Origin of the sequence: Polaribacter glomeratus (genome assembly GCF_002954665.1) — a bacterium.
Taxonomy (GTDB): domain Bacteria; phylum Bacteroidota; class Bacteroidia; order Flavobacteriales; family Flavobacteriaceae; genus Polaribacter; species Polaribacter glomeratus.
Map to the genome: position 1 here is coordinate 263,319 of NZ_MSCM01000002.1, position 25,665 is coordinate 288,983.

General features: G+C 32.1%; 19 protein-coding genes and 2 tRNA genes. 8 read left to right on the forward strand and 13 right to left on the reverse strand.

The window, feature by feature from the left end; translation table 11 throughout:
- Positions 1-26 precede the first annotated feature (26 nt).
- A complete protein-coding gene (locus BTO16_RS11230; RefSeq protein ID WP_105021778.1) occupies positions 27-629 on the reverse strand; it encodes a carboxymuconolactone decarboxylase family protein in 603 nt (200 codons plus the stop codon).
- A gap of 67 nt (positions 630-696) precedes the next feature.
- Between BTO16_RS11230 and BTO16_RS11235 the strand changes: the two genes are divergently transcribed.
- Together BTO16_RS11235 and BTO16_RS11240 are read left to right on the forward strand one after the other, a co-directional pair.
- Entirely contained in the window at positions 697-1,707 is a 1,011-nt protein-coding gene (locus tag BTO16_RS11235; RefSeq protein ID WP_105021779.1) for a dipeptide epimerase, read from the forward strand.
- Between the two features lie 3 nt (positions 1,708-1,710).
- Entirely contained in the window at positions 1,711-2,736 is a 1,026-nt protein-coding gene (locus BTO16_RS11240; protein ID WP_105021780.1) for an aminotransferase class I/II-fold pyridoxal phosphate-dependent enzyme, read from the forward strand.
- On the opposite strand, the gene BTO16_RS11245 is transcribed toward BTO16_RS11240, so the two are convergent.
- Complete coding sequence (locus BTO16_RS11245; RefSeq protein ID WP_245892106.1) at positions 2,722-4,911, reverse strand: Ig-like domain-containing protein; 2,190 nt, start codon at positions 4,909-4,911, stop codon at positions 2,722-2,724. The genes BTO16_RS11240 and BTO16_RS11245 overlap by 15 nt on opposite strands.
- 73 nt (positions 4,912-4,984) lie before the next feature.
- On the opposite strand from BTO16_RS11245, the gene BTO16_RS11250 reads away from it, so the two are divergent.
- Together BTO16_RS11250 and recJ are read left to right on the forward strand one after the other, a co-directional pair.
- The gene (locus tag BTO16_RS11250) at positions 4,985-5,419 is read left to right on the forward strand and encodes an OsmC family protein (protein ID WP_105021781.1); all 435 of its coding nucleotides are present in this window, start codon (positions 4,985-4,987) and stop codon (positions 5,417-5,419) included.
- A gap of 35 nt (positions 5,420-5,454) precedes the next feature.
- Entirely contained in the window at positions 5,455-7,140 is a 1,686-nt protein-coding gene (gene recJ, locus BTO16_RS11255) for a single-stranded-DNA-specific exonuclease RecJ (RefSeq protein ID WP_105021782.1), read from the forward strand.
- Between the two features lie 194 nt (positions 7,141-7,334).
- On the opposite strand, the gene BTO16_RS11260 is transcribed toward recJ, so the two are convergent.
- The 7 genes from BTO16_RS11260 to BTO16_RS11290 form a co-directional block, all read right to left on the reverse strand.
- On the reverse strand, positions 7,335-9,740 hold the full coding sequence (locus tag BTO16_RS11260; protein WP_105022893.1) for a helix-turn-helix domain-containing protein: 2,406 nt from the start codon (positions 9,738-9,740) through the stop codon (positions 7,335-7,337).
- Positions 9,741-9,840: 100 nt separating this feature from the next.
- Positions 9,841-10,671, reverse strand: a complete 831-nt coding sequence (locus BTO16_RS11265; RefSeq protein ID WP_105021783.1) for an alpha/beta hydrolase — start codon at positions 10,669-10,671, stop codon at positions 9,841-9,843.
- 31 nt (positions 10,672-10,702) lie between these two features.
- Positions 10,703-12,079, reverse strand: coding sequence for an aldehyde dehydrogenase (locus BTO16_RS11270; protein WP_105021784.1), 1,377 nt, complete (start codon positions 12,077-12,079; stop codon positions 10,703-10,705).
- A 10-nt stretch (positions 12,080-12,089) separates the two neighbouring features.
- Positions 12,090-12,899, reverse strand: a complete 810-nt coding sequence (locus tag BTO16_RS11275) for an SDR family oxidoreductase (protein ID WP_105021785.1) — start codon at positions 12,897-12,899, stop codon at positions 12,090-12,092.
- Between the two features lie 94 nt (positions 12,900-12,993).
- Entirely contained in the window at positions 12,994-13,572 is a 579-nt protein-coding gene (locus BTO16_RS11280) for a Crp/Fnr family transcriptional regulator (RefSeq protein WP_105021786.1), read from the reverse strand.
- A gap of 141 nt (positions 13,573-13,713) precedes the next feature.
- Positions 13,714-14,919 (reverse strand): 2-oxoglutarate dehydrogenase complex dihydrolipoyllysine-residue succinyltransferase, encoded by a 1,206-nt coding sequence (gene odhB / locus BTO16_RS11285; RefSeq protein WP_211298229.1) that lies wholly within the window; start codon positions 14,917-14,919, stop codon positions 13,714-13,716.
- Between the two features lie 131 nt (positions 14,920-15,050).
- Positions 15,051-17,783 carry a 2-oxoglutarate dehydrogenase E1 component gene (locus BTO16_RS11290; RefSeq protein WP_105021788.1) on the reverse strand — a complete coding sequence of 911 codons (2,733 nt, stop codon included), beginning with the start codon at positions 17,781-17,783 and terminating at the stop codon, positions 15,051-15,053.
- A gap of 183 nt (positions 17,784-17,966) precedes the next feature.
- Here BTO16_RS11290 and BTO16_RS11295 point away from each other — a divergent pair.
- Positions 17,967-18,040: transfer RNA gene (locus BTO16_RS11295), tRNA-Asn, on the forward strand.
- A gap of 385 nt (positions 18,041-18,425) precedes the next feature.
- On the opposite strand, the gene BTO16_RS11300 is transcribed toward BTO16_RS11295, so the two are convergent.
- Positions 18,426-19,040, reverse strand: a complete 615-nt coding sequence (locus BTO16_RS11300) for a 50S ribosomal protein L25/general stress protein Ctc (protein ID WP_105021789.1) — start codon at positions 19,038-19,040, stop codon at positions 18,426-18,428.
- A 21-nt stretch (positions 19,041-19,061) separates the two neighbouring features.
- Entirely contained in the window at positions 19,062-20,003 is a 942-nt protein-coding gene (locus BTO16_RS11305; RefSeq protein ID WP_105021790.1) for a ribose-phosphate pyrophosphokinase, read from the reverse strand.
- Positions 20,004-20,129: 126 nt separating this feature from the next.
- Here BTO16_RS11305 and BTO16_RS11310 point away from each other — a divergent pair.
- Positions 20,130-20,211 (forward strand) — tRNA-Leu (locus tag BTO16_RS11310).
- 130 nt (positions 20,212-20,341) lie between these two features.
- Here BTO16_RS11310 and BTO16_RS11315 read toward each other — a convergent pair.
- Complete coding sequence (locus BTO16_RS11315; RefSeq protein WP_105021791.1) at positions 20,342-23,590, reverse strand: DEAD/DEAH box helicase; 3,249 nt, start codon at positions 23,588-23,590, stop codon at positions 20,342-20,344.
- A gap of 349 nt (positions 23,591-23,939) precedes the next feature.
- Complete coding sequence (locus BTO16_RS11320) at positions 23,940-24,203, reverse strand: helix-turn-helix domain-containing protein (RefSeq protein WP_105021792.1); 264 nt, start codon at positions 24,201-24,203, stop codon at positions 23,940-23,942.
- 144 nt (positions 24,204-24,347) lie between these two features.
- Between BTO16_RS11320 and BTO16_RS11325 the strand changes: the two genes are divergently transcribed.
- Positions 24,348-24,812: a hypothetical protein gene (locus tag BTO16_RS11325; protein ID WP_146105391.1), complete on the forward strand. Its 465-nt coding sequence runs from the start codon at positions 24,348-24,350 to the stop codon at positions 24,810-24,812.
- Between the two features lie 30 nt (positions 24,813-24,842).
- Positions 24,843-25,418, forward strand: coding sequence for a hypothetical protein (locus BTO16_RS11330; RefSeq protein WP_105021794.1), 576 nt, complete (start codon positions 24,843-24,845; stop codon positions 25,416-25,418).
- Positions 25,419-25,665 lie beyond the last annotated feature (247 nt).

The following is a 25,665-nucleotide window of genomic DNA, read 5'->3' on the forward strand; positions in this document are numbered from 1 at the left end:
ATTGAGCCGTTTTTTTGGCTCAATGTTTAATATTTAGAACCATTGTGCTTACCAACTTCAAAGCCATGCTTTCCTAAAAACTGATTTCCGCTTTCAATAGCGTCTTCTTCTAAAGTTGTTCCCATCGAATCATTCCATCTATTTAAATATCCAAAGAGCGAAATAACGCCCAACATTTCTACAATTTCGCCTTCGTCCCAATATTTATAGAGTTCCGCTTTAATTTTTGCATTTACTGCATTTGGTACCATAGAAGCTGCTAACGAAAAATCTAAAGCGGCTCTTTCTGCATCAGAAAATGATGCGTGTGTGCTAAATTCCCAGATATTGTCTAATTGCTCTTGTTCTGCGCCATAACGTTCCGCAGCTCTAATTGCGTGTGCTTGGCAATATCGGCAACCCGTTGCGTTGCTAGAAACCCAAGCAATCATTCTTTTTAAGGCAGAAGTAACTCGTCCTTCGTTTGCCATTACCGCTTTATTTAGGTTGATAAAGGCCTTTGAAATTGCAGGTCTGCGTTGCATTGTTAAAACCGAATTAGGGCAAAAACCCAGGGTTTCATTAAAAAATTCTGCAAGCTTTTTTGTTTCTAAATCGTGTTCTGATGAAAGTGGAGTTACTAATGGCATCTTTTATTTTTTTTACTTTATTAAAACTTTATTTTTATAACTTTACCCTAAATATAACTTTAAAAAAATGAAAATTAAACTACATTCTTTTAATCTTGAGCTAAAGCACACTTTTACAATTTCTAGAGAGTCTCATAATTTTCAAGAAACGTTAATTGTGGCCTTAATTTCTGATGGATTTCAAGGTTTTGGCGAAGCTACTTCAAACCCTTATTACAATAGTACTACGGATAAAATGATTCATATTATCAAAAAAAACATGGCTTTTATAGCTTCTTTGTCCGCAGAAAAACCAGCCGCTTTTTGGCAAAAATTACAACCAATTTTTAAAGATGATTTATTTGCGTTATGTGCGTTAGACATGGCTTTTAACGATTTATATGCCCGCAAACAAAACAAAAAGTTATATGAAGTTTGGGGTTTAAAAATTGATAAAAATCCGATGACAGATTATACTATTGGTATTGATTCTGTTGATAAAATGGTTGCCAAAATGAAAGAACTTCCTTGGCCAATTTATAAAATAAAGTTAGGCACAAAAGATGATATTCAAATTGTAACCGAACTAAGAAAACATACAAATGCTATTTTTAGAATTGATGCAAATTGTGGTTGGTCTGTAGAGGAAGCTATTGAAAATTCATACAAACTAAAAGAATTAGGAGTCGAGTTTTTGGAGCAACCTTTAAAAGCAGACGATTTTGAAGGCGCAAAAAAATTATACAAAAAATCTGCTTTGCCAATTATTGCGGATGAAAGCTGTATTGTAGAAACGGATGTTGAAAAATGTGTTGGATTGTTTCATGGTGTAAATGTAAAACTAACCAAATGTGGTGGTTTAACTCCGGGTAAAAGAATGTTAGAAAACGCAAAAAAACTAGGCTTAAAAACAATGGTTGGCTGCATGACAGAATCTGCGGTTGGTATTTCTGCAATTGCACATTTATTACCGTTGTTAGATTATGTAGATATGGACGGAAGTCTTTTGTTAAAAGAAGATATAGCAACAGGAATTACTATCAACAATGGCGTTATTTCTTATGCAGAAACAAACGGAATTGGTGCAACACTTCTTTAATTTATGCAACTAGATAAACTGCCAAATACAACCGCAATTATTAATGAAGTTGAGCATATTTATTTTAGCGGAACTTCTTATTTAGGAATTTCGACTTTGCCAGAATTTCAAGAAATTATTTTTAAAAACATCAAGATTTGGGGAACTTCTTATGGCAGTTCTAGAAATGCAAACCTTAAATTAAATGTGTACAAAAGAGGCGAAGAATTTTTGTCTAATTTTCTACATACAGAAGATTGCACAACCGTTTCATCTGGCACTTTGGCTGGACAATTTGCTATTGGTACTTTAGAGAAAATAGTAACTTCTTTCTTTTACATGCCCAAAACGCATCCTGCAATTTTACCCAAAAATGCGCTTCCTGTGTTTGATGAAAATGGTTTAAATACTATTTTGATTGATGAAAATAAAGAAACCATCTGTATTTTGGTAGATGCAATTGCTGCTTTAGAAACCAGCCCTTTTAACTTTGATTTTTTAGACGAAATTTCATCCCAAAAAAAGATATTTCTTTTGGTGGATGAATCGCACAGTTTTGGAGTTTTGGGTAAAAATGGAAACGGAATTTCTTCAAGAATCAACAGCAACAAAAACATAGAAATTGTAACTGTTTCTTCGCTTACAAAAGCATTTGGGATTAACGGTGGCATTATTGCTGGTAAAGCAAGTTTTATCAATCTGATTAAAGAAAATCCGCTTTTTGTTGGCAGTTCTGGTATGAATCCGGCTTTTTTAGAGAGCTTTTTAGACGCACAAGATTTGTATAAAAATCAATTAAAAAAACTGCAAGATAGTTGTAATTATGTATTTGAAAACTTGAAGCATTTAGAGAAAATTACGGTTTCTAAAAACTACCCAGTTTTCTTTATCAATGATGAAAAAATCGCCGATTATTTACTCACTAAAAAAATAGTAATTACTAGTTTTTATTATCCAACATCAACCAAAAAAATAAACAGAATTGTTTTAAATGCCAATCACACAAAAGAACAATTAGATAAATTGATAGCGAGTTTACTTTCTTATTAAACTAAAATTACCTGTTTTTTCGATAGCATATCCATTAATATCTGTTAACATGGTTTTAAACCAATAATCGTTAGACGGTGCTTTTTGGCTAAATGAATCGCCATTCCAACCTTCAGAATTTTTATCAATTGTATACATTAATTTTCCAAATCGGTTATAAATATACACTTCAGAAATCGTGTAGAAATCTTTGTCATAGCCTTCAATTTTCCAAATATCATTCTCTCCATCTGCGTTGGGCGTAAAGAACTTTGGATACCCTAAAATAGAAAATTGATATTCTTGCGTTCCGCATCCCAATATATCTCTTATAAATAAAGTGTGAATTCCGGTAACAATATTTTCGAAAAAACCAACACTTTTATAAATACCAAACTCATCATCCAAAGAAAACTCGTAATTTCCAATTCCTAAAGTAGGATTGTTTACGTAAATTGTATTATTCGTTGAATCATCAACAATTATAAAATCGTTTTTAGTGATTGCTGCTTTTTCTGAATTAATTATAGAAATATTTTGCTCTTCGGATGTACATCCTGCTTCAGAAATTGCACTTACAGAATAATTACCAATACTATTTACAGAAATTGATGCTAAATTTCCAGTAATTAGTGCTCCTTCCTTCTTCCAAACATAGCTATAATTTGCTGCTGCATTTATTGTTTCTAATACAATTGAGCCAATATCGTTGCATAAAACATAGGTTTCTTGCAATACATCAAATTCAGGAATTGTAGCATTTACAACTGCCGTTATAGCAGTTCTTATTGAAGATTTACAAGCTGCATTATTTGCTTCTACATAATACGTTGTTGTGTTGTTTAAAATTGGTGTTGTAAAATCAGGACCTGTAAAAATTGGAGTTGTGCTCGTTAAAGAACTATACCAATCAATTTGTCCGGCAGAAGTTGTTGCTCTTAAAACTGCTGTTCCAGAACAAATTAAATCGTCTATCGTAGCAGTTATTGTTGGTCTTTCATTTACAGTTACGGTTACCGGTGTTCTTTGCAAAGTTGTACACCCATTTACAGAAACTGTTACATAAAATGTGGTGGTGGTTGTTAACACTGGTGTTGTAAAAGAAGTTCCTGATGCTAATTGCGTTCCACCTGTTGAGGCATCGAACCACAAAATTTCTCCTTCACTTGTATCCTTAGTGGCTGTAATTGTAACGGAACCCGATTCACAAACTGTCGCATCGGTTGTAGAAAGAACTTGAGGAATGTAAATGCTTGTCGTAGCTACAATATTTAAAGGTGGATCTCCTGGTTTTCCGTATTCTACAATATATCCTTTTGGCTGAAAATCTCCTGCTGCATCGCCTGTATTTGTTAAGTCATTCCAAGAACCAGAAACACCAACACCAGGTGCCGTGATATGAACATAATCTTCTCCTCTATTTCCAAAATTATTAGGCTCACCCGCATTCCAAAAAGCAAAATTTGGTGAGTTTCCATTTACTCCACCGTTCCAAAAAGGGGTTCCAGCTTCTGGACCTGTAACCCACTTCCAAACATTAGGTGAATCTAAATCACTTCCTCCTATCCAACCTGCGCCAGAGGCTTGTTTTCCTGCAAAATTTGCTTCTACTTGGCTGGTTAAAGTTGCTAAATATCCTTGTCTGCCATAATAAAGCGGTCTATTTTCTGCAGCAATTTTTGCTTCCGTCCAAGTAATTCCTACATTTGAGATAAAAAGATAAAAATGATCTGTTGCGGGCAAATAATTAGCATCATCCGTAGATAATGAAAAGAATTTTTCTGAAATTATAGTTGTTGCCGTAGTTGTAAAAACGACTTCCTTAACTGCCTTTTCTAAATCAGAAAATAACATTTCTGTTCCACTTCGCGATGAAATAAGTGTTAACTTTCCTTCTGTAGCGTTCCAGGTAGAAAGGATATTTGGATGAGTTCCAGATAAACTTACTCTATCGAAACCCGCTTGATAACCCGTAGAAATTTGAATAAAGAAAGCCTCTATAGTGGTGTCATCAACATCTGTAATCGAAAAATCGGTAACGATCTTTATAGGGCTTCCTATACAAAAAGTTTGTCTTCCTTCTGCTTTTATAAACGGTGCGCTATCCGTTTGAGAAAACAAAAACGCAGGCAGCATCACTAAAATAAAAACTACTATTTTATTTTTAAACTTTAGATATTTCTTCTTTTTAATCATTAACTTATGTCTGTTTTCTTACTTTTGTAATAAAGCACAATTTAATACTTCAATAGTTAATAAATTATAAATTATGGATAAAAATATAGTAACAACAGTCTGGACAGGAAAATCGCATTTTGAAACAGATAATCCAAGTGGATCTAAGTTAACAATGTTTGATAAATCTCAAGATAATGGAAACACCGTGGGCTTTGCGCCAAAAGCCTTAATGCTATCTTCTTTAGCGGGTTGTTCTGGTTTAGACGTAGTTTCATTATTAGAAAAAATGCGCGCAGAAGTTGCAGATTTCAAGGTAGAAGTTACGGCCGAATTAACAGATGAACACCCAAAATTTTACAACAAAGTAAAAGTTGATTATCATTTTACGGATAGCAATTTGCAGCCAGAAAAAATTCAAAAAGCGGTAAATTTATCAGTCACAAAATATTGCGGAGTTATGGAAATGTTTAGACAATTTGCTGAAGTAAAAACAGAAATTCATTTGCACAATTTAGAAACTAATTAAACAGATGCTGAAATAAATTAAGCATAAAAACTGCTATGAGATGGACGTTAAAGTCAAAACCAGAAAAAGAAAAAATTGATACATTAGCCAAAGAATTGCAAGTAGATAGAACTATTGCAGCAATTCTTTGTCAGCGAAATATTGAAACATTTAAGGATGCGAAAAAATTTTTCCGCCCTAGTTTAAAAGATATTCATGATCCTTTTTTAATGAAAGACATGGATGTTGCGGTTGCAAGAATAGAAACTGCCATTGTAAATAACGAAAATATTTTAGTTTTTGGTGATTATGATGTTGACGGAACAACTGCTGTTTCCTTAGTTTCCTCTTATTTAAAAACGATTTATCCAAATATTGCAACCTATATTCCAGATAGATATGCAGAAGGCTATGGCGTTTCTTATATGGGGATTGATTTTGCGCACGACAATGATTTTTCGTTAATTATTGCCTTAGATTGTGGTATCAAAGCCATTGAAAAAGTTGCCTATGCAACAGATAAAAATATCGATTTTATTATTTGTGATCATCATAAACCGGGACCAGAAATTCCGAAGGCAGTTGCTGTTTTAAACGCAAAAAGAGAAGATTGCACCTATCCTTTTGATGAATTATGCGGTTGTGGCGTTGGGTTTAAATTAATTCAGGCTTTAGGAGTTTCTAGAAATCAAACTATTGATCATTTTGTGCCGTACTTAGATTTGGTGGCCACTGCAATTGCTGCTGATATTGTACCCATGAATGGCGAAAATAGAATTTTGGCATATCATGGTTTGAAAGTTATCAATGAAAGTCCTAGAAACGGAATAAAAGCAATTATCCATCAAGTTAAAAAAACAGTACTTACTATTACCGATGTTGTTTTTATAATCGCACCCAGAATAAATGCTGCTGGAAGAATGAAACATGGTAATTATGCGGTTGAATTGTTGACAGAAATGGATTTAGATTCGGCAATCGAATTTGCAGCCGCAATCGAAATTTTTAATGCTGATAGGAAAGAACTAGATAAAAGAATTACGGACGAAGCCATTATTCAAATCATTGATAATGAAGAAGAACAAGGTTTCTCTACAGTAGTTTTTCAAGAAGATTGGCATAAAGGCGTTATCGGAATTGTAGCTTCTAGATTGATAGAAAAATACTATAGACCTACTTTAGTGTTTACAAAAAGTGGCGATAAATTAGCTGCTTCGGCTCGTTCTGTAAAAGGTTTTGATGTGTATAATGCATTAGAAGAATGTACTGAGTTTATAGAGCAATTTGGCGGACATAAATATGCTGCTGGTTTGACTTTATTACCAGAAAATTATGAGAATTTTAAAAAGAAGTTTGAAGAAGTGGTTTCAAAAACAATTGATAAAGCGTTCTTAACTCCAGAAATTTCTATTGATGCAGAAATTGATTTATCAGAAATTACACCTAAGTTTTTTAGAATCATTCAGCAAATGGCACCTTTTGGCCCCATGAATATGAAACCCACTTTTAAATCTACATGCGTTAGAGATAATGGTTATGGCAAACAAGTTGGCGCCGATAAAACGCATTTAAAACTAAATGTTTTTCAAGGTGATAATCAAAAAACCTACAATGCAATCGGTTTTAATTTAGGCGATAAAATGGACTTTGTTCAAAATGATTTTGATATTGCCTATGCTTTGGATGAAAACGAATGGAATGGCTATAAAACAGTGCAGTTGTTATTGAAGGATTTGAAGTAAATAAAACCCTTAATTTAACTTGATTTTTTATCTAATCAATAATGCTGATTTTTAACGAAATGTCATTCCGAACTATTTTATGGACAAAATCTTAAAATAAAGAAATTTTTGGAGCACCATATCATTTTGAAAAGAATGAAAAAAAGATTGCGGCAGTTTACAAAAAAGTAAACTTCGCAATGACTAGTAAAAACCTAATTCTCCATAGACAACAAAACCATTCTTAACTCCATAAAACTAAATGATTTGTCTACTTTTTCTTTGAGTTCTGTTAGCGTTTTAAACTCGGTTTCTTCTATTGCTTTGATGATTTTTTTATACTTTTTAATGTCTACCAGTTCTAAAATATCAACATCTCCAGAAGGAATATAACTTGCCAAATGACTTGAAATAGTTCCTGAAGTTAGGCTTCTTTCTTTTGCAACTTCTTTTACAGAAAGCCCCGATTTAAACAACTCAAAAGAAATCTGTTTGGTTGGTTTTTTGTCTTCCTTTTTTTGCTCGTTGAACTTGTTAATTCCGTTTTTTGAGCAATATGTTTCTATAGCTTCCAAAATTTGCGCTCCGTAGTTAGAAACACGTGTTTTTCCTAATCCTTCTATTTTTAAAAGCTCTTTTTCACTTCTTGGTAAAGCATCACAAATTGCATATAAAGTTACTTGTGTAAAAATTTGAAAATGCGGAATTGCTAAATTTTTAGAAATATCATCTCGTAATTCACGTAATTTTAACGCTAAAATTGGGTCGCGTTTTGTGGCAAGTGTCGTCTTTTTTGTTGGTTCTGTTTTTTGCAAAACTGCATTTGCACGCACTTTTAAATATTGCTGAACTTTAAAACCATCCGTCATCTTTTTTAGTGCAAAAACTTTTTCGTTTAGAAGTTCTTGAAAATTATCATATTGTTTTGTGAAATCGCTTTTTACCGTTTTGTTATCCGAAGAAAAAGAAATTTTAGAAAATGGTTGTACCGAATTTTTAATGGTTTCTGATAAAAAATAATCAACCGCTTTTATAAATCGTTCTTGAATAACTGAACTGTTTTCTGGTAAAATACCATCCTCAGCAATTATAGTTAACTGATTTTTAAATCCGTTAGAAACCCTCATTAAAGCAGCAACTCCATCATCTTTAATTGTTTGTAAATGCTCAATAACGTCCCCTTTTATACTTGTTTGATTTTTGTAATAAATATCAATCAATCTTGTTATTGGATATAAAAATTGCTGATAATCTAATAATTCTGAAATTAAATTAAGCTGAAATTGTATTTCTGATGCGTTTAAAATCCGTTCATCCGGATGATTTTCTTCTACCGTTTCATTGAAAACGCTAACGGTTCTGTCATTAATAATTGCGTTGCTAGTAATTGGCGTTTTTAAAACCAGGCCATCTAAAGAAGTACATCTACTTAAAGCCACATACGTTTGTCCGTGTGCAAACGAAGCTTCTGCATCAATAATCGCTTTTTCAAAGGTTAAACCCTGACTTTTATGAATGGTAATTGCCCAAGCCAAGCGCAAAGGAATTTGGGTAAAAGCACCAATCAACTCTTCTTTAATTGCTTTTGTTTCATCATTTATGGAGTAATTAATATTAGACCACGTTTCTCTTTCAGTTACAATTTCATCGGTATCATTTGGGCATTTTACGGTAACAGCATCTTTAGAAATATCGGTTACAATTCCTATTTTTCCGTTAAAATATCTTTTTTCTTGTGACGAATCATTTTTAATAAACATTACTTGCGCACCAAGTTTTAACTCTAGCTTCTCGTCATTAGGAAACGAATTTTCATTGAATTTTCCAGAAATCTCAGCATCAAAAAAACGACTCTTCGTTTTGAGTTTATTCAACTCAGAACTGTTCATTAAATTGGCTCTATTATTATGAGTTGTTAGCGTGATATAACCATCTTCTTTAGTTGGCGAAAAAGTAGGATTGTAATTTTTATTTAAAATTTTAGCCGATTCTTCGGATAAAGTATTGGTTCTAATTTCATTTAATATTTTGATGAAATCTTCATTTTTTTGACGGTAAATATGCTTCAATTCTATGGAAACCACATTGGCTTCTTGATAGGCTTTTGAGCTAAAAAAATAAACCGTATGATAATGTTGTTGTAACAAGCTCCATTCGTTTGGTTTTACAACGGGCGCTAACTGTTGCAAATCGCCAATCATTAAAATTTGTGCGCCACCAAACACTTTATTTCGGTTTTTATAACGACGCATTACTTGATCGATGCCGTCTAATAAATCTGCACGAACCATAGAAATTTCATCAATAATTACTAAATCTAACGATTTTATAATATCAATTTTTGTCTTTGAAAACTTACGTTGCGCATTCGAAGTATTTGCAATTTGATTTGGTAAAATAGGCCCAAAAGGCATTTGAAAAAACGAGTGAATCGTAACTCCTTTTGCGTTAATTGCCGCAACACCTGTTGGCGCCACAATAACTATTCTTTTTAAAGATTCCTTTTTAATTTGATGTAAAAAAGTTGTTTTTCCTGTACCTGCTTTTCCTGTGATAAAAAGATTTCTATCGGTTTTTTCTATGAAGTTTAAGGCAAGTTCTAATTCAGAATTTGTTTGCATTGTAGCTTTTTGATGCAAGGTAAATAATTAAATTATATTACATAAAAAATCCCAAGCAAAAGCTCAGGATTTTGATAATAAATAAGTCAAAACAGAAACTCTATTTATGAATATCGATAAACTTTATAATCTCTTTATAATTCTTGTTCCAAGGAAAAATAAATTGACTCATCATTGGAATGTGTTTTTTGGATTGATAGTTTATCTTTACGGATGGTTGAAATGTATTCAATTTCTCGACAAAATCTTTATTTTGAGAAATAATTGAAGGATAGGTTTTAGTACCCGTAATCATAAAAATTGGAGGCGTTTTTTCTGATAAAAAATAAATAGGTGAAGCATCTTTCCAATTTTCTGGATTTTTTGTCCAAGTTACATCGTAATTATGATTTGTAGTTGGCGGATATTTTTCTAGAAAAGAATTCATATCCAATCCTGCTGCATCATTTAAAATGATGCCTTTTATCAAATTGGTATTTTCTAAATATTTAGGATTTGTGCCAACCAAAGCAATTAAATGACCACCAGCAGAATGGCCCATTAAAAATATTTGATCGGGATTTCCGTTGTATTTTTCTATGTTTTCAACCGTCCATTTTATTACTGCAGCAACTTCTTTCGCCATGGTGTCGTAACTTCCATCCGGACTTAAAGTATAATTAGGAATAACTGTTACAACGCCTTTTTTAGCAAAATTACGACCTAAAAATCCGTAGATATTTTTATTTCCTTCATTCCAATAACCACCGTGAATAAAAATAACCACAGGATTATTTTTAGATTTTCGAGTTTTAAAAACATTCAGTTCAGGAAAAGATTCCACCAAAGCTTTTGAGCTTTTAAGATATGATATATCACTTGTTTTTTTAGACGCACAGTTCATTAACAAGAATGCACTACTTATAAGTATTAGAATTTTAAAAATTTTCATTGTCGGGACTGTTTTACTGATTATAGGATATCTAAATGATTTTTTTCATCCATTTAAAATACTTAAAAGGCGCATATTTTAAAGGTAAATCGATCCAAGTTGGTGTTGTTACCACTGCTCTTTTATGACTAAAAGCCAAAAAACTTTCGTGGCCGTGATAACTTCCCATTCCGCTGTTACCCACTCCGCCAAAAGGCAAATTATCGTTGGTTATGTGCATTAAAGTATCATTAATACAAGCACCACCAGATGTCGTTTTTAATAAAACTTCCTTTGCGTTTTTGTTTTTTCCGAAATAATAAAAAGCCAACGGTTTCTCGTTCTTATTAATATAATTGATCGGTTCATCAATATGATTAAAAGTCATCACTGGTAAAATAGGTCCAAATATTTCTTCTTGCATTATCAGAAAATCAGGGGTAACCTCATCTATAATTGTTGGTGCAATAAACTTTTCTTTTACATCAACATCGCCACCGGTGTGTATTTTACCTTCTTTTAGCAAAGTACTTAATCTTTCTGTCGCTTTCTCGTTAACAATACGCGGATAAAAACGACTTTGTTTTATATCATCACCATACATTGATTTTATATTTCCGGCAATTTTGTTCAATAATTCGTCTTTAATAGACTGATGTGCAAAAAGATAATCTGGAGCAATACACGTTTGCCCTGCATTGATTAATTTACCCCAAGCAATGCGTTTTGCTGCTACATCAATATTGGCATCAGCAGCTACAATACACGGACTTTTTCCGCCTAATTCTAACACTACTGGCGTTAAATTTTCAGCAGCCGCTCTCATTACCACTTTACCAACTTTAGAACTTCCTGTAAAGAAAATAATATCAAAACGTTGTGCAAATAGTGTGGTATTCGTTTCTCGTCCGCCTTGAACCACGCTAATGTAATCTGAATCAAAATTTTCTAAAATCATCGTTTCCATTACTTTCGCTACATTTGGTGTATCTGGTGATGGCTTTAAAACGCAGCAACATCCTGATGAAATAGAACCAACCAACGAATTAATTAGCAACTGAAACGGATAATTCCACGGAGCAACGATTAATGCAACTCCTAAAGGTTCGTAAACTACTTTACTAGCCGACGGAAGTAAATGAATTGGTGTTGCTACTTTCTTTGGTGAAGCCCATTTTTTTAAGTGTTTTAGATGATTGTCAATTTCACCGAGAACAATACTAATTTCAGTTAAATAGGCTTCTTCGGGTGATTTATGCAAATCTATCCACAAAGCATTCTCTATTTTTTCTTGATATTCAAGAATTGCTTTTTTTAATTTTTGAAGCTGAGCTATTCTAAAACTGATCTCTTTTGTTTTTTGGGTCGAAAAAAAAGCACGATGATTTGCTATATTTTTAATAATTATATCTTCTGTTGTAGCCTTCATTACCTTTTTTTTATGACTTTTTATGACCTATAAAATGCTCCATCGTTTTATAAATACCTAAAACCGTCCCTGCAAACCAATCAAACACATCAATAGACATAAAACCTTGCCCTAATTTTGTAAGTCTATATATATAACCTGGAATCGTTACCATTCGCTTCTTTTGTTCTATGGATTTTATGATAGTAAGTGCCGCAGCTTCTGGTTCTAGAATTGGTATTTTTGATTTTACACCATCAAACATTCCTGTATTAATATAATACGGCATTATCGTAGTTACATGAACGTTCTTTTTTAGCTGTTTCATTTCTATACGCAAACTATCAGACCAGCCAATTAAAGACCATTTACTTGCTGCATACACAGACATTTTTGGGTTTGAAATTAACCCGCCAGAAGATGCTATATTACAGATATGTCCAGAATTTTGGTTGAGCATATCATTCAAAAATTCTTTGGTGATAAACATCGGTGCATTTGCATTTATCTCCATTGTTTTTAAAATATCTAATGTGGTGTGTTCATGAAAATATTTTCCTGCAACAATACCTGCATTGTTTATAAGTACATCAACAACGCCTATTTCCTGTTTTACTTTTTGGGCTGTTTTTTCAATTTGACTGATGTCCGAAACATCCACAATATAGCCAACCACATTACCTTTACTAGAAAATTCAGCAACCGTTTTTGCAATTTTAGATTGATCAATATCCCAAATAATAACTTTCGCTTCACGTTCTAATAGCAAACGAGCCATGATTTTACCAATACCAGATGCTCCACCGGTTATTAAAACTGTTTTACCCTTCATTTGTATCATATCAGTAAATTTTGAATATTATTATGAAAACGTAAAAATAAGGCAGAAACAAAATTTCAACGATAACAAATGTTATCAGTTTCAATTAAAACTTTTAGGATGCGTTTATTAAGCGACTTAAATGCACAGAACTAATATTTAAATAAGAGGCAATAAGATGTTGTGGTACTCGTTGAAATATTTTAGGAAAACTGCTCGTTAAATCATTATACCGCTCAAGCGGAGTTTGTGTATACATCGCCTGAATTTTATCATTAAACATAAAAAAATAATCTTCAGCTAAAAGTCTGCCTAACTTTTCGCCATTTGTAAGCATTTTGTAACCACCCAAAATCATATCAAGCGACATAACAAGAACCTGTGTATCTTCCATTGCCTGAATTGAATAATTTGAGGGTATTTCCTTTAAAAAACTTTTGTAATCTGTGGCAAAAGTTTTTTCTAATGCAAAATGAAAGGTTTTCTCTTCTCCATTATTATCCACAAAAAATATTCTTAACAAGCCTTTATTTATAAAGAAAACCTCTTTGCAAACGCTGCCTTCACTAAGAATAATGTCCTTTTTCTTAATTTCTTTTACCTGCAACATCGAAGAATAATGAGCCCATTCTTCATCACTTATTTCTATATAACTAGAAATAACTTTATGTATATTTTTAAATTGAGCGTTCATTTTATAGCTAATTATCCAAAGATGGAAAAAGCGAAGTTAAATTTTTAAAAGCCTAGAAGCAAATCTAATTCTGAAACAAAAAAAATCCCGAGCAAAAGCTCAGGATTTCTATATTTAAAAATTCTTATTTCTAAACAGAAATTACATTTCTAATGCTTTTTCTGGATTGTTATCCATCAATAATTCCATAGGATTTTCTAAGGCTTCTTTAACAGCAACTAAGAAACCAACAGATTCTCTACCATCCACAATTCTGTGATCGTAAGACAACGCAACATACATTATTGGCTGAATTACAACTTGCCCATCAACTGCCATTGGTCTGTTTACTATATTGTGCATTCCTAAAATTCCGCTTTGAGGAGGATTTAAAATTGGCGTAGATAACATAGAACCAAATACACCACCATTGGTAATTGTAAATGTTCCGCCTGTCATTTCATCAATCGTTATTTGGCCGTCTCTAGCTCTTAAAGCCAAACGTTTCACTTCACTTTCTACACCTCTAAAAGATAAGTTTTCAGCATTTCTAATAACCGGAACCATTAATCCTTTAGGACCAGAAACTGCAATTGAAATATCTTGAAAATCATTACTTATTTGAAAATCTCCATCAATCATAGAGTTTACATCAGGATACATTTTTAACGCTCTAACAACGGCTAACGTAAAGAAAGACATAAAACCTAAACCTACATTGTGTTTTGCTTTAAAAACTTCTTTGTACTGCGTGCGTAAATCGAATATTGGTTGCATGTTTACTTCGTTAAACGTAGTTAACATTGCCGTTTCGCTTTTTACAGCTACTAAACGTTCTGCAACTTTTCTACGCAACATAGACATTTTTTTGCGCTCTGTATTTCTAGAACCATTTGCTGGCTGAGTTCCCATAGAAGGTACTGCGTTTACAGCATCGTCTTTGGTAATTCTACCATCTTTTCCTGTTCCTTTAATAGCAGATGTTTCAATTCCTTTTTCTGCTAATACTTTTTTAGCAGCCGGAGAAGCCGTTCCAGTTGCATACGTTTCTGCTTTTGGTGCTTCTTTAACTTCAATTTTCTTTTCCTCTTTTTTTACTTCCGCTTTTGGCGCATCACCCTCTGGTCTTGCCGCGCTTGTATCAATTAAGCAAACAACAGCACCTACAGCAACAGCGTCACCTTCTTCTGCTTTTAAAGTGATAATTCCACTTTCTTCGGCAGGTAATTCTAAGGTTGCTTTGTCTGAATCTACTTCTGCAATTGGTTGATCTTTTTCAACATAATCTCCATCCTCAACTAACCAAGTTGCAATTTCTACTTCTGTAATTGATTCTCCTGGAGAAGGAACTTTCATTTCTAAAATCATCAGTTCTATATTTTTTTTAATCTAAAATTCTTTTTATTACTTGGGCGTTTTAACAGGCTTTCCATTATATCTTTTTATTTTTTCCTTTTCGTCAAAATTAAAAAGGATGTCATTTCAATCCCTAACGCTGCTTACTCATTATTAAAAACACTATCGATAACAGCTCTATGACGTTTTTTAAATCGTGTGCTAGAACCCGCCGCAGGAACTGCATAATATTTACGAGAACGTACCGTTAATTTAACCAACTCAAAACGCTGTAACATAAAACTCCAAGCGCCCATGTTTCTTGGTTCTTCTTGTGCCCAAATATATTCTGTAACATTTGGATATCTATCTATTACTTTTTGAATTTTTTCTAAATGTAAAGGAAATAACTGCTCAATTCTTACCAAAGCAATATCTTCTCTACCTAATTCTTCTCTTTCTGCTAATAAATCATAGTAGAATTTACCCATACAGAAAACTAGTTTTGTAACGCCTTCTGGATTTAAAGTATCGTCTATTACTTCTTGAAATTCACCCGTTGCTAGATCTTCAATAGAACTTATAACTTTTGCATGACGCAATAAACTCTTTGGTGTAAAAACGATCAAAGGTTTTCTATAATTACGTTTCATTTGTCTACGCAATAAATGGTACAAGTTTGCGGGCGTTGTACAATTTGCAAGCGTCATATTATCTTCTGCACACAATTGCAAATAACGCTCTATTCTTGCTGATGAATGCTCAGAACCTTGCCCTTCATATCCGTGAGGTAATAAAACTACAATTCCGTTTTGTAATTTCCATTTATCTTCGGCAGCAGAAATATATTGGTCAAACATAATTTGAGCTCCGTTAGAAAAATCTCCAAATTGTGCTTCCCAAATTGTTAATGTATTTGGGTTTGCCATGGCGTATCCATAATCAAAACCAAGAACACCATATTCCGACAATAACGAATTGTATATCGTCATTTGTCCTGTATTATGTGGATTTGTATTTAATAAATTGATTCTTTCTTCAGTAACTTCATCACGTAAAATAGCATGTCTATGAGAAAAAGTTCCTCTTTCTACATCTTGTCCAGAAATACGAACATTAAAACCTTCCTCCATTAAAGAACCGTAAGCTAAATTTTCTGCCATCCCCCAATCTAATTGATTGGTTTCAAAAGTCATTTTTGCTCTACCTTCTAAAATACGTTCTGCTTTTCTTACAAATTTTACATCTTTAGGAACTGTAGAAACAATTTTTGCAATATTTTTTAATTTATCTACATCGTATTTTGTATCTTCAGTAAGCAGCATTGTCTCTAATTGCTGGCGTTCATAGCCTTTCCAAGTAGATTGCATAAACTCACTTACCTTTGATTTTTCTACTTTCTTAGCTTCATCAAATTCAACTTCTAACATGTCCTTAAATTCAGCAGTAATTTCATCTACATAAGAATCTGTTATTGCACCTTCTAAGAGTAATTTTTCTGCATAAATATCTTTCGGATTTTTATGTTTTGCAATTGCTTTGTATAATTTTGGTTGTGTAAAACGTGGTTCATCACCTTCATTATGACCGTATTTTCTGTAGCCTAATAAATCGATAAAAATATCTGTTTTAAACTTCATTCTAAACTCTAACGCCATTTCCATTGCATGACAGACTGCTTCTGTATCATCTGCATTTACATGTAAAACTGGTGATAACGTAACTTTAGCAACGTCTGTACAATAAGTACTTGAACGTGCGTCTAAATAGTTCGTGGTAAAACCTATTTGATTATTTACAACAATATGGATAGTTCCTCCTGTTTTGTAACCATTTAATTTTGCCATTTGAACTATTTCATAAGCAATTCCTTGCCCAGCAATAGCGGCATCTCCGTGAATTATTATCGGTAATATTTTACTAGAATCCCCATTGTACTTTCTGTCGATTTTTGCTCTCGCAATTCCTTCTGCAACAGCGGCAACGGTTTCTAGATGCGATGGATTGGGAACTAAATTCATTTTAATTTTAGCACCATTTCTGTAGGTTTTACTTAACGTTAAACCTAAGTGATATTTTACATCACCATCTATATCTTCATCTTCAAAATCTTTTCCTTCAAATTCACTAAAAAGATCTCTTACTGGTTTTTTAAAAATATTTACTAATGTATTTAAACGACCTCTATGCGCCATTCCTAAAACACATTCTTTAACACCATATTTTTCAGCTGCTTCTCTAAGCATTACACTAATTCCGGGAATTAATGTTTCTCCGCCTTCTAAAGAAAATCGTTTTTGACCAACGTATTTTGTTTGTAAAAAACTTTCAAAAGTAACCGCTTGATTTAATTTTCCTAAAATATATTTTTTAGCTTCTGCATTATATTTTGGATGGTTATCATTATCATTTAAACGGTTTTGCCACCATTTCAATTTCTCAGGATTACGCATATACATATATTCAACTCCAATAGAGTCGCAATAAATGTTTTGTAAATGAGTAATGATATCAGAAAGTTTTACTCTACCAAGACCTAAAACATCTCCAGCAGAAAACTCTTTATCAAGATCCGCTTTAGACAAGCCAAAGTTTTCAAGTTCTAAACTTGGGTGATATTGTCTTCTTTCTCTTACCGGATTTGTTTTAGTAAACAAATGACCGCGAGTTCGGTATCCATTAATAAGATCTACCACTAAAAATTCCTTTTTAACTTCTTGCGGAATTTCTATAGAATCGTCTTCTTCTTTTAAAGAATACTTTTCATTTGCTAAATCATATCCTTGAAAAAAACTCCTCCAACTTGGTTCTACCGAATCTGGATTTATTAGATATTGATCATATAAATCGGCTATAAAGCCTGTATGTGCTGCGTTTAAGAACGAAAATTTGTCCATATAATAGTTTGCGCTTTTTGTATAAGCATATTATTCAGACAAAAATACACATTTTAGTAATAAAGGACTTATTTAAAATATTAAAATTTTATTGAAAAAAAATTAAAAAGTATTTGGCAATGTTCTAAAAAGAATTATATTTGCACACGCTAAACACAAACTATAAAAATTTGTGAAGCAAACTCCTCCTTAGCTCAGCTGGTTAGAGCATCTGACTGTTAATCAGAGGGTCCTTGGTTCGAGCCCAAGAGGGGGAGCAAAAAAAGTCTTATCTTAGTTGATAAGGCTTTTTTTATTTTATAAAAATCTGTAAATCATACGTTAAGATATAAAACCTAAAAATTTTTACTATTTTAAAGTTATACAGAAATACATAAGAGTCTTAAAAAAAAATTCCACATTCCTAAAACCTTTAAACTTTGTACTCAAAGACTAAGTAAAGGCATTTGCACTTTTATCGTTCAAAAAATAGAATAGATCTTTATATATTTTACTGGCAGCAGTATTACAGCTTCTAAACCATACTTACTTCATTTTTTTCCTGAGTGCATAAACCACAAAAAAATATTTTTTAAATAAATTTTAACCAAAAAAAAGCGCTACAAAATTGTAACGCTTTTAATAATTTATGATTTGTAAAACTTATTCCGCCGCAGTTTCTTCTGTAGATTCTTCTGTAGTTTCTTCTGTTTCTTCTTCTTCTAATTCCGTTGCGTTACGTGAAGTTCTCACTTGAACTACAACAGTATTGTCTGGATGCACAAAAGTATAATCACCACTAATTAACGAAGTTACAAACAATTTGTTTCCAATTTTTAATTTAGAAATATTTGCAACTACAAAATCTGGTAAATTAGCTGGTAATGCTTTTACTCTTAATTTACGGTTTGTAAAACGTAAAGAACCACCATTTAATACCCCTGGAGAAGTACCTTCTAATTGAACTGGAATGTTCATTGTAATTTCCTTATCATCAAATAATTGATAAAAATCTACATGTAAGATTTTCTCTGATACTGGATGAAACTGAATATCTTGCAAAATTGCAGCTATTTTGTGGCCATCAACGTCAAGACTTGCTGTGTATACATTTGGAGTATAAACCAAGCTTTTAAACGCTTTTTCTTCTGCTGAAAAATGTATAGGTGCTTTTCCTCCGTATATAACGCAAGGAACCATACCAGCATTACGTAAGGCTTTTGTTGCTACTTTGCCCACGCTTTCTCTTTTTGATCCTTTAATTGAAATTGATTTCATTACTTTGTTTTATTAATTATTTTACATTAAAAATTGTCCGCTAATTGAAGTATTGTCTTGCACTTTATGCATAACATCCGCAAATAACGGGGCGCAAGATACTACTTTTATTTTTGAAGTCTCCTTTTTAAGCGGAATACTATCAGATACAATCAATTCTGTTAATCCAGAATTTTCTATCTTTTCATAAGCGTCTCCAGAAAGTATTGGATGAGTACAAATTGCACGCACACTTAACGCGCCTCTTTCCATCATTAAATTAGCTGCATGTGCTAGCGTGCCTCCTGTATCAATCATATCATCAACCAAAATGACATTTTTTCCTTGTACATCTCCAATTAACTCCATGTGCCCAATTACATTTGCTTTTATTCGTTGTTTGTAACAAATTACAACATCACATAATAAATGTTTAGAATATGCATATGCTCTTTTAGAACCTCCCATATCTGGGGATGCAATTGTTAAATTTTCTAAATTTAAGTCTTTGATATAAGGCATAAATATGGTTGATGCATATAAATGGTCTACTGGTTTTTCGAAAAAACCCTGAATTTGATCTGCATGTAAATCCATTGTCATAATTCTCGTAGCTCCTGCAGATTGCAGTAAATTTGCCACTAATTTTGCTCCAATAGCTACTCTTGGTTTGTCTTTTCGATCTTGTCTTGCCCAACCAAAATATGGCATAACCGCTGTAATATGTCTTGCTGAGGCTCTTTTTGCTGCATCTAACATTAATAACATTTCCATTAGATTATCTGCATTTGGAAATGTTGAACCTATAATAAAAACGCGTCTTCCACGAACAGATTCTTCAAATGCTGGTTGAAACTCACCGTCACTAAAATAGGTTGTATCTACTTTACCTAAGGTTATATTATATTCTTTTGCAATTTTTTCTGCTAAAACTACACTTTGCCTGCAGGCAAATAATTTTGGGGACAATTGATTTATAGACATTTAATTGGTGTTTTGTTGTGTTGTTGTTAGCCAACAAAAGTAGAAATTATTTATTGCGTGTGAAATAATTTTTTTCAGTTTATATACTAAAAATATTTAGTAGATTTGCATTCTTATTAATTACTTGCTCAAGTGGCGGAATTGGTAGACGCGCTGGATTCAAAATCCAGTACTTTCGGGTGTGTGGGTTCGATTCCCACCTTGAGTACACTGTTAAAAACCGAAGTTTTACACTTCGGTTTTTTGTTTGGGTCAAACATAGGTCAAACAACTGTTTATTTTAACAATTTGAATATAATTTTCATTTTTAAAATAAACTCGAAACTTTCTAGACAAAATTAACTTGAATATACTTTCAAATCAATATTCCCAACTGTGTGTAAATAATGATGCGTATTCCCTAAAAGTAACATAATGTTTTCAGAACCATTATCTTTTACAAGACTTGGTTGAACAATATAAATATGAAACTTCATCTCTTTTGTCCATTTAGCAGCATTCAATAGCAACTCTAATTCTTCTTCAGTACCCTTAATTATCCTACTACAAGACACTCCATTTTTAGTCTTAATTTTCCTTCTCAAAAGATGGTCAAAAAAGTCTTTCCCATTACGATATTTCCAATTTAGAGATTTCTGTGCCTGACCACATACTTCATAGAAATTACTAATATCATTTCCAGTACGACCATTTTTCGCATATTTTAAATGAAATAAATGAATATCTATTTTTTTATCTTCATCATTAATGCCTATTACATCTGCAATCTCTCCCGAACCATCATCATCATATATTATCTGAAAATCATCTCTAATCTCATTAATAAAATGATACTGTATTGAATCCGTTTCATAAGGGTGGATTCCTTGTGCTTCTTTGTTAATTGCAACTCCAGTCCAATCGTGTGAAATAATATTGTCTAATGAAATTCCAGCAACTCCTTCTTTTGGAACTACATAACTATTTTGGAATAATTGACCTCCATTCGCAAACCAAATTGTTGGAGTAAAAGCTTGGAAGAAATCGGTTAAACTTTCTGTTTTATTTCCGTAATTAATTGTAGGTCTTTCGACAGAGTCTTTTCTAATTTCATGAAATTTAACTTCCTCTCCATCAATTGTTTTAGTACCTAATATTAATTCGTACTCAATATTATAATCTTCACATTTAAAAGAAAAACGTAAAGGCGTATTATTTGGAGTATCCACTACATTTAATTCAGAATTAGATAAATCATAAACACTTCCATTAATATGAATAACAAACCTATTTTCTGCGTACTCATACATTTCATGATGCCATTCAATAGCAATTGGAATAGCCTCTGGTCTTTCAGTAATTATAACAGGAACAAGTGTATTTTCTAATACAGTATTTGGGTTGATATTAGAATTTTCTAACACATCTCCTATTTTTTGACACCATTGGGTTAGTTCATTTAAGTTCCCTCTTAAGTATGACCAAACTTTTCCTTTTACAGAACACCCTAATGAGACTTTTTCCCCATCTTTAAATCCAATTCCAAAAACATTGTTTTTTATTAATGTTCCTTGCTCTAAAAGTTTTAATCCATCTTGAACTCCTTTTCCAAAAAATGATTGAAAACTAATATCTCGTCCAGTACCCTTTCTTGCGCCAACGTTATAAAGTGTCAATCTTTTAATATCATGAAATATCTTAAACATATCCATTCCATTAATCATGCTAAATTCATCACCAAAAATCGCTTGAACTAATTTATCAGTAGATAAATTCTTTAGTGAAGAGTGTATGAATACTAAATTCTTATCAGGTCTAAAGTCCCAATGAATAACAGCCATATTCCATTCCATATTTTGAACAACATCAAAATCTCCCCACTCAACATTATTTAATTTTCCTAAAATAATAACTAACGTATTTTTTTCAGAATTGTGTTTACTAAATTGATGTTCGTAAGTACCTATATTATTAATTCCCTCTCTCCAATTGTTGGGATTCCAATCGTTTCCGTTATTACGATATACAACGGAACTCATTGCTGGATTAATGTTCTGAAAAGGAATATTAGAATTTTCTAAATCGTGAAAACCTTCTAAAAATTCTTGGAAATTAATTTCTTTATCTGTAGCTCCTTCACTCATATTTGGAAGCAACAAATTCCAATCTGCATTTTTAGCATAAAGATGATTTAACTCTTGTTGAATAGGTGGGTAAGCGATATTTGTTATAAAACTCGCAGTACCAAGACTATTAAACGATGTCCTAGTAAATCGCCCAACAAATTGAAGGGTAATTGGTAAACTTTGCCTTTCATCATGTATTGCTGCAATTTTCAATTCAGGAAGATCAAATCCTTCACCTAACATATTTACACAAACAATAATACTATGTTTTTTAGCTTTAATTGCGTTAACCTTATCTTTTAATCCTGCCACTCCTGTATATACCATAACAGGGTTTAAATCTTTATATTCTCTATAATATTCAAAAACTTCAATTGCTCTGTTTTTTGAAACACATCTAGCCATTATTATATGCTGATAACCATTTGCAATATCTTCTCGAAGTTTAGCGACAGCTTTTATTGCAATTTTTCTATCAGCTTCTGCCTTGTCATATTCTCTAATTGGCAAGAAATTAATTTTTTTATAATATTCTTGTCTTTGAGCTTCTTTAAGAGAAAAATTAAATATGAATTTTCCTTCTAAATTTTTGCCATCATTTCTAAAGGGAGTTGCTGTAAATAAAAATACTTTTTCATTATCAAAAAGCTTTATAAATTTTTTCCATGTACTTGCTTCAGAATGATGCGCTTCATCCACAAACAAATGGCTAAATGCTTTAGATATTGCTAATTGCTTACCATGTGTACTTCCTGCAAGGATACTCATGGTTGTAACAACGACATTCGTTTTAGAAATAAAATCTAAAAGTTCTTCTTCATTTTCAAATTTTTGATTTATAACACCAACAATAGGATTGTGACAAGTCTCATCTACCATTCCAAATTCCCTTAATAATCCAAGAGTAAAAAACTTATTTGATAATTGAGTACGTAAAGAATCTGAAGGAACGGCTACTAATAGTTTATTACATTCATTTGCAACTAATGTTGATAACATCGTCTCTGTTTTACCTGTACCAGTAGGCATTACAACAATTCCTTTTTCTTCAGGGTTTTGGACATGAGCTAATATCGAATACAAAGCTCCTATTTGAGGAGGACGTAATCCATTGATATTATTTTCTACATCCTCTTTTACAAACTTAAATTTGTTCTTCCATGAATTAAGAACCTCTTGAGGGGTTAAGTTTTCAAACGAAGGATGTTTTAACCATCTCGTAATTTTTAAAAAACCAGATTCAAAATCTCTTTTAGTAGGTTTTCTACTTGTTAATATTGCGTAATTACAATCTTCAGGAACTACACCATTTGAGTTACTTGTTAAAAAATATGATTCCCCTTCAGATGATACGATAAATGGATTGTTTTGAACAAACTCAAAAGATTTAACATCTGATGATTCTTCATAATACTGTTTAATAAAATTTTTATCTTTTGAGTAAATTAATTTTTCAATTTTTGGTGTATTGATTTTTATCATGCAAGTCTTTTTTTTAACGACTGTATTAAATAATTATAATACAGACTTGTAATTTAGTAAAAAAGAATTACAAAAACTCACCGATTTTTCCAGCATTTTAAACGTATTTCCGTAAAAATTAAATTTTATTACTAGAATAACTTATTCAGTCCAAAGTCGTTTGAGGACTTTTAGCCATTTAACCATCGATTGATCAAGTTGAAAATTCTTTTAAAACATCGCTAGGTAAGATAACTTTTGGGTAGTTCTATGTAACATTTCAAAAGCATTTTTAGAAATAAGAATTCTATTTACCTAAAAAAATAAAGACAGTAGGATAAATCATCTTGTCTTTTATTATTGATTCTAATTAAGTTGTTTTTTCTCTTTCTAAATCCTCAAAAAAATCACTTAAACTCATTTGATGAGCATCTAGTATTTTTAATAGGCTCTGAAAGGTGAAATTAGTCCCCTTTTCCATCCTCCAATACTGCATTCTTGTAATTCCATGTTCGATTGCAAAATTTTCATAGCTGGTATATCCTTTTTCAATTCTTATTTTTTCTAGTTTTTTAGCAATTTGTTCTATTCTAGGATCAAGTCTTTTTTCTGCTTTAGTGTCTTTTTTTGCCATTTCTGTGGAATTTGTTCCCAACAAAGATGGTTTTTTATCATTTTTTATGTTACCACTTATAATTTACCACTTTTATAAACATTTATTTCTTATGTTTGCTTTATTAACTCAAAATTTTACAATATGAAAAAAACACAAAAACTAATGCTTGTTGTCCTTTTTGGGCTAACTTTTACTTTGCAAGCACAGGAAAAAAGATCAATTGCTAATCTTCAATTAGGAATTGGTGGAACAGTTGAAGGCACAAGCGTTAAAACGCCAGCCGTTTATGGAAGTTATGAATACTTTCCTTGGGACAATCTCTCTATAGGTGGTCTCATTGGGTACTCTACGTTAAACATTAAAATTGAAAATGCCTTTGGAGATGATATAGACAATGATTCTTCTAATTTCGTTGCTGGTGGGTTAATGAACTACTATTTCTACCAAGATGAAAAACTTGAATTTTATAGTCATATAGCTTTGGGTTACGCTAGCGGATTAACAGCAAGTTTATTCTACGAATTTGGAGCAGGTGGTCGATATAAATTATCAGATTCTTTGTATCTAAATTCAGAAATAGGTATTGGACTTTCCCTACTGAAAGTTGGGGTAACATTTCAACTCTAAAAATTAATTAAGTATTTAAAACTTCAAAAAATGAAAAAACAATTCTTAATTATTATCTGTTCATTAGCATTTACATTAAATGCATGCAGTCAAAAATTAACAAAATCAGAAGCTCTTAAAATTGTTAAAGCTAATAATATAACCCTAGACTGTTATTGTGAAATTAATATTTCAACAAGAAGTACTTGGAAATCTTATAAGGAAGATGTAAAGGTTATTAAAGCTTTAGAACGAGAAGGAATTATAACAAGTTCTAATTATAAAGATAGATTATCACAATTGGATAGAACTGGTCATACTGTTGTCAAAATACACCCATTAGAAAGAGCAACTTATGAATATGGCTTTGAGAAAAGACCTACGGGTTTTGGAGGAGAAAAAGCAAAGGTTTTATATTCAAAAGCAAGTATAAGTAAAGTATTAGGTATTTCATTATCTAATAATGATAAAGAAGCAAGAGTCTTGATAGAGATTCAGTATGATCATTCTCCTTTTGCTGGACTGGTAGGAAGAAAATCTTTTCCTAGTCAATGCCATCAAAAGCAAATTGAGGAAAAAGAAATTACCTTAATCAAATATGATACAGGTTGGAGAATTAAAAAATAGTAGTTTTTGAACTAACACTATTGCTATCGTTCTAATGTCCTTTAGAAAAAAATGTCCTAAATCGTTCCTCACTTTTAGGACATTTTTTAATCTCGATGACGTAAGTCGAACTGCGTTTTCTTTTAGCGACATCGATGTGCGAAACGTAAAATTCATTTTTTATGAATTTTGCAAGATTGCAAGTTGCTACAAACTTCGTTTTTGAACTTGCTATCTTGGCAAAGGGATTCCCTTTTGCATTACCCTT

Bases quoted from the DNA above. Each gene is read 5' to 3' on its own strand.
- BTO16_RS11230 (WP_105021778.1), bottom strand. From the start codon at position 629: ATGCCATTAGTAACTCCACTTTCATCAGAACACGATTTAGAAACAAAA.
- BTO16_RS11235 (WP_105021779.1), top strand. From the start codon at position 697: ATGAAAATTAAACTACATTCTTTTAATCTTGAGCTAAAGCACACTTTT.
- BTO16_RS11240 (WP_105021780.1), top strand. From the start codon at position 1,711: ATGCAACTAGATAAACTGCCAAATACAACCGCAATTATTAATGAAGTT.
- BTO16_RS11245 (WP_245892106.1), bottom strand. From the start codon at position 4,911: ATGATTAAAAAGAAGAAATATCTAAAGTTTAAAAATAAAATAGTAGTT.
- BTO16_RS11250 (WP_105021781.1), top strand. From the start codon at position 4,985: ATGGATAAAAATATAGTAACAACAGTCTGGACAGGAAAATCGCATTTT.
- recJ (WP_105021782.1), top strand. From the start codon at position 5,455: ATGAGATGGACGTTAAAGTCAAAACCAGAAAAAGAAAAAATTGATACA.
- BTO16_RS11260 (WP_105022893.1), bottom strand. From the start codon at position 9,740: ATGCAAACAAATTCTGAATTAGAACTTGCCTTAAACTTCATAGAAAAA.
- BTO16_RS11265 (WP_105021783.1), bottom strand. From the start codon at position 10,671: ATGAAAATTTTTAAAATTCTAATACTTATAAGTAGTGCATTCTTGTTA.
- BTO16_RS11270 (WP_105021784.1), bottom strand. From the start codon at position 12,079: ATGAAGGCTACAACAGAAGATATAATTATTAAAAATATAGCAAATCAT.
- BTO16_RS11275 (WP_105021785.1), bottom strand. From the start codon at position 12,899: ATGATACAAATGAAGGGTAAAACAGTTTTAATAACCGGTGGAGCATCT.
- BTO16_RS11280 (WP_105021786.1), bottom strand. From the start codon at position 13,572: ATGAACGCTCAATTTAAAAATATACATAAAGTTATTTCTAGTTATATA.
- odhB (WP_211298229.1), bottom strand. From the start codon at position 14,919: ATGATTTTAGAAATGAAAGTTCCTTCTCCAGGAGAATCAATTACAGAA.
- BTO16_RS11290 (WP_105021788.1), bottom strand. From the start codon at position 17,783: ATGGACAAATTTTCGTTCTTAAACGCAGCACATACAGGCTTTATAGCC.
- BTO16_RS11300 (WP_105021789.1), bottom strand. From the start codon at position 19,040: ATGAAATCAATTTCAATTAAAGGATCAAAAAGAGAAAGCGTGGGCAAA.
- BTO16_RS11305 (WP_105021790.1), bottom strand. From the start codon at position 20,003: ATGTCTATAAATCAATTGTCCCCAAAATTATTTGCCTGCAGGCAAAGT.
- BTO16_RS11315 (WP_105021791.1), bottom strand. From the start codon at position 23,590: ATGATAAAAATCAATACACCAAAAATTGAAAAATTAATTTACTCAAAA.
- BTO16_RS11320 (WP_105021792.1), bottom strand. From the start codon at position 24,203: ATGGCAAAAAAAGACACTAAAGCAGAAAAAAGACTTGATCCTAGAATA.
- BTO16_RS11325 (WP_146105391.1), top strand. From the start codon at position 24,348: ATGCTTGTTGTCCTTTTTGGGCTAACTTTTACTTTGCAAGCACAGGAA.
- BTO16_RS11330 (WP_105021794.1), top strand. From the start codon at position 24,843: ATGAAAAAACAATTCTTAATTATTATCTGTTCATTAGCATTTACATTA.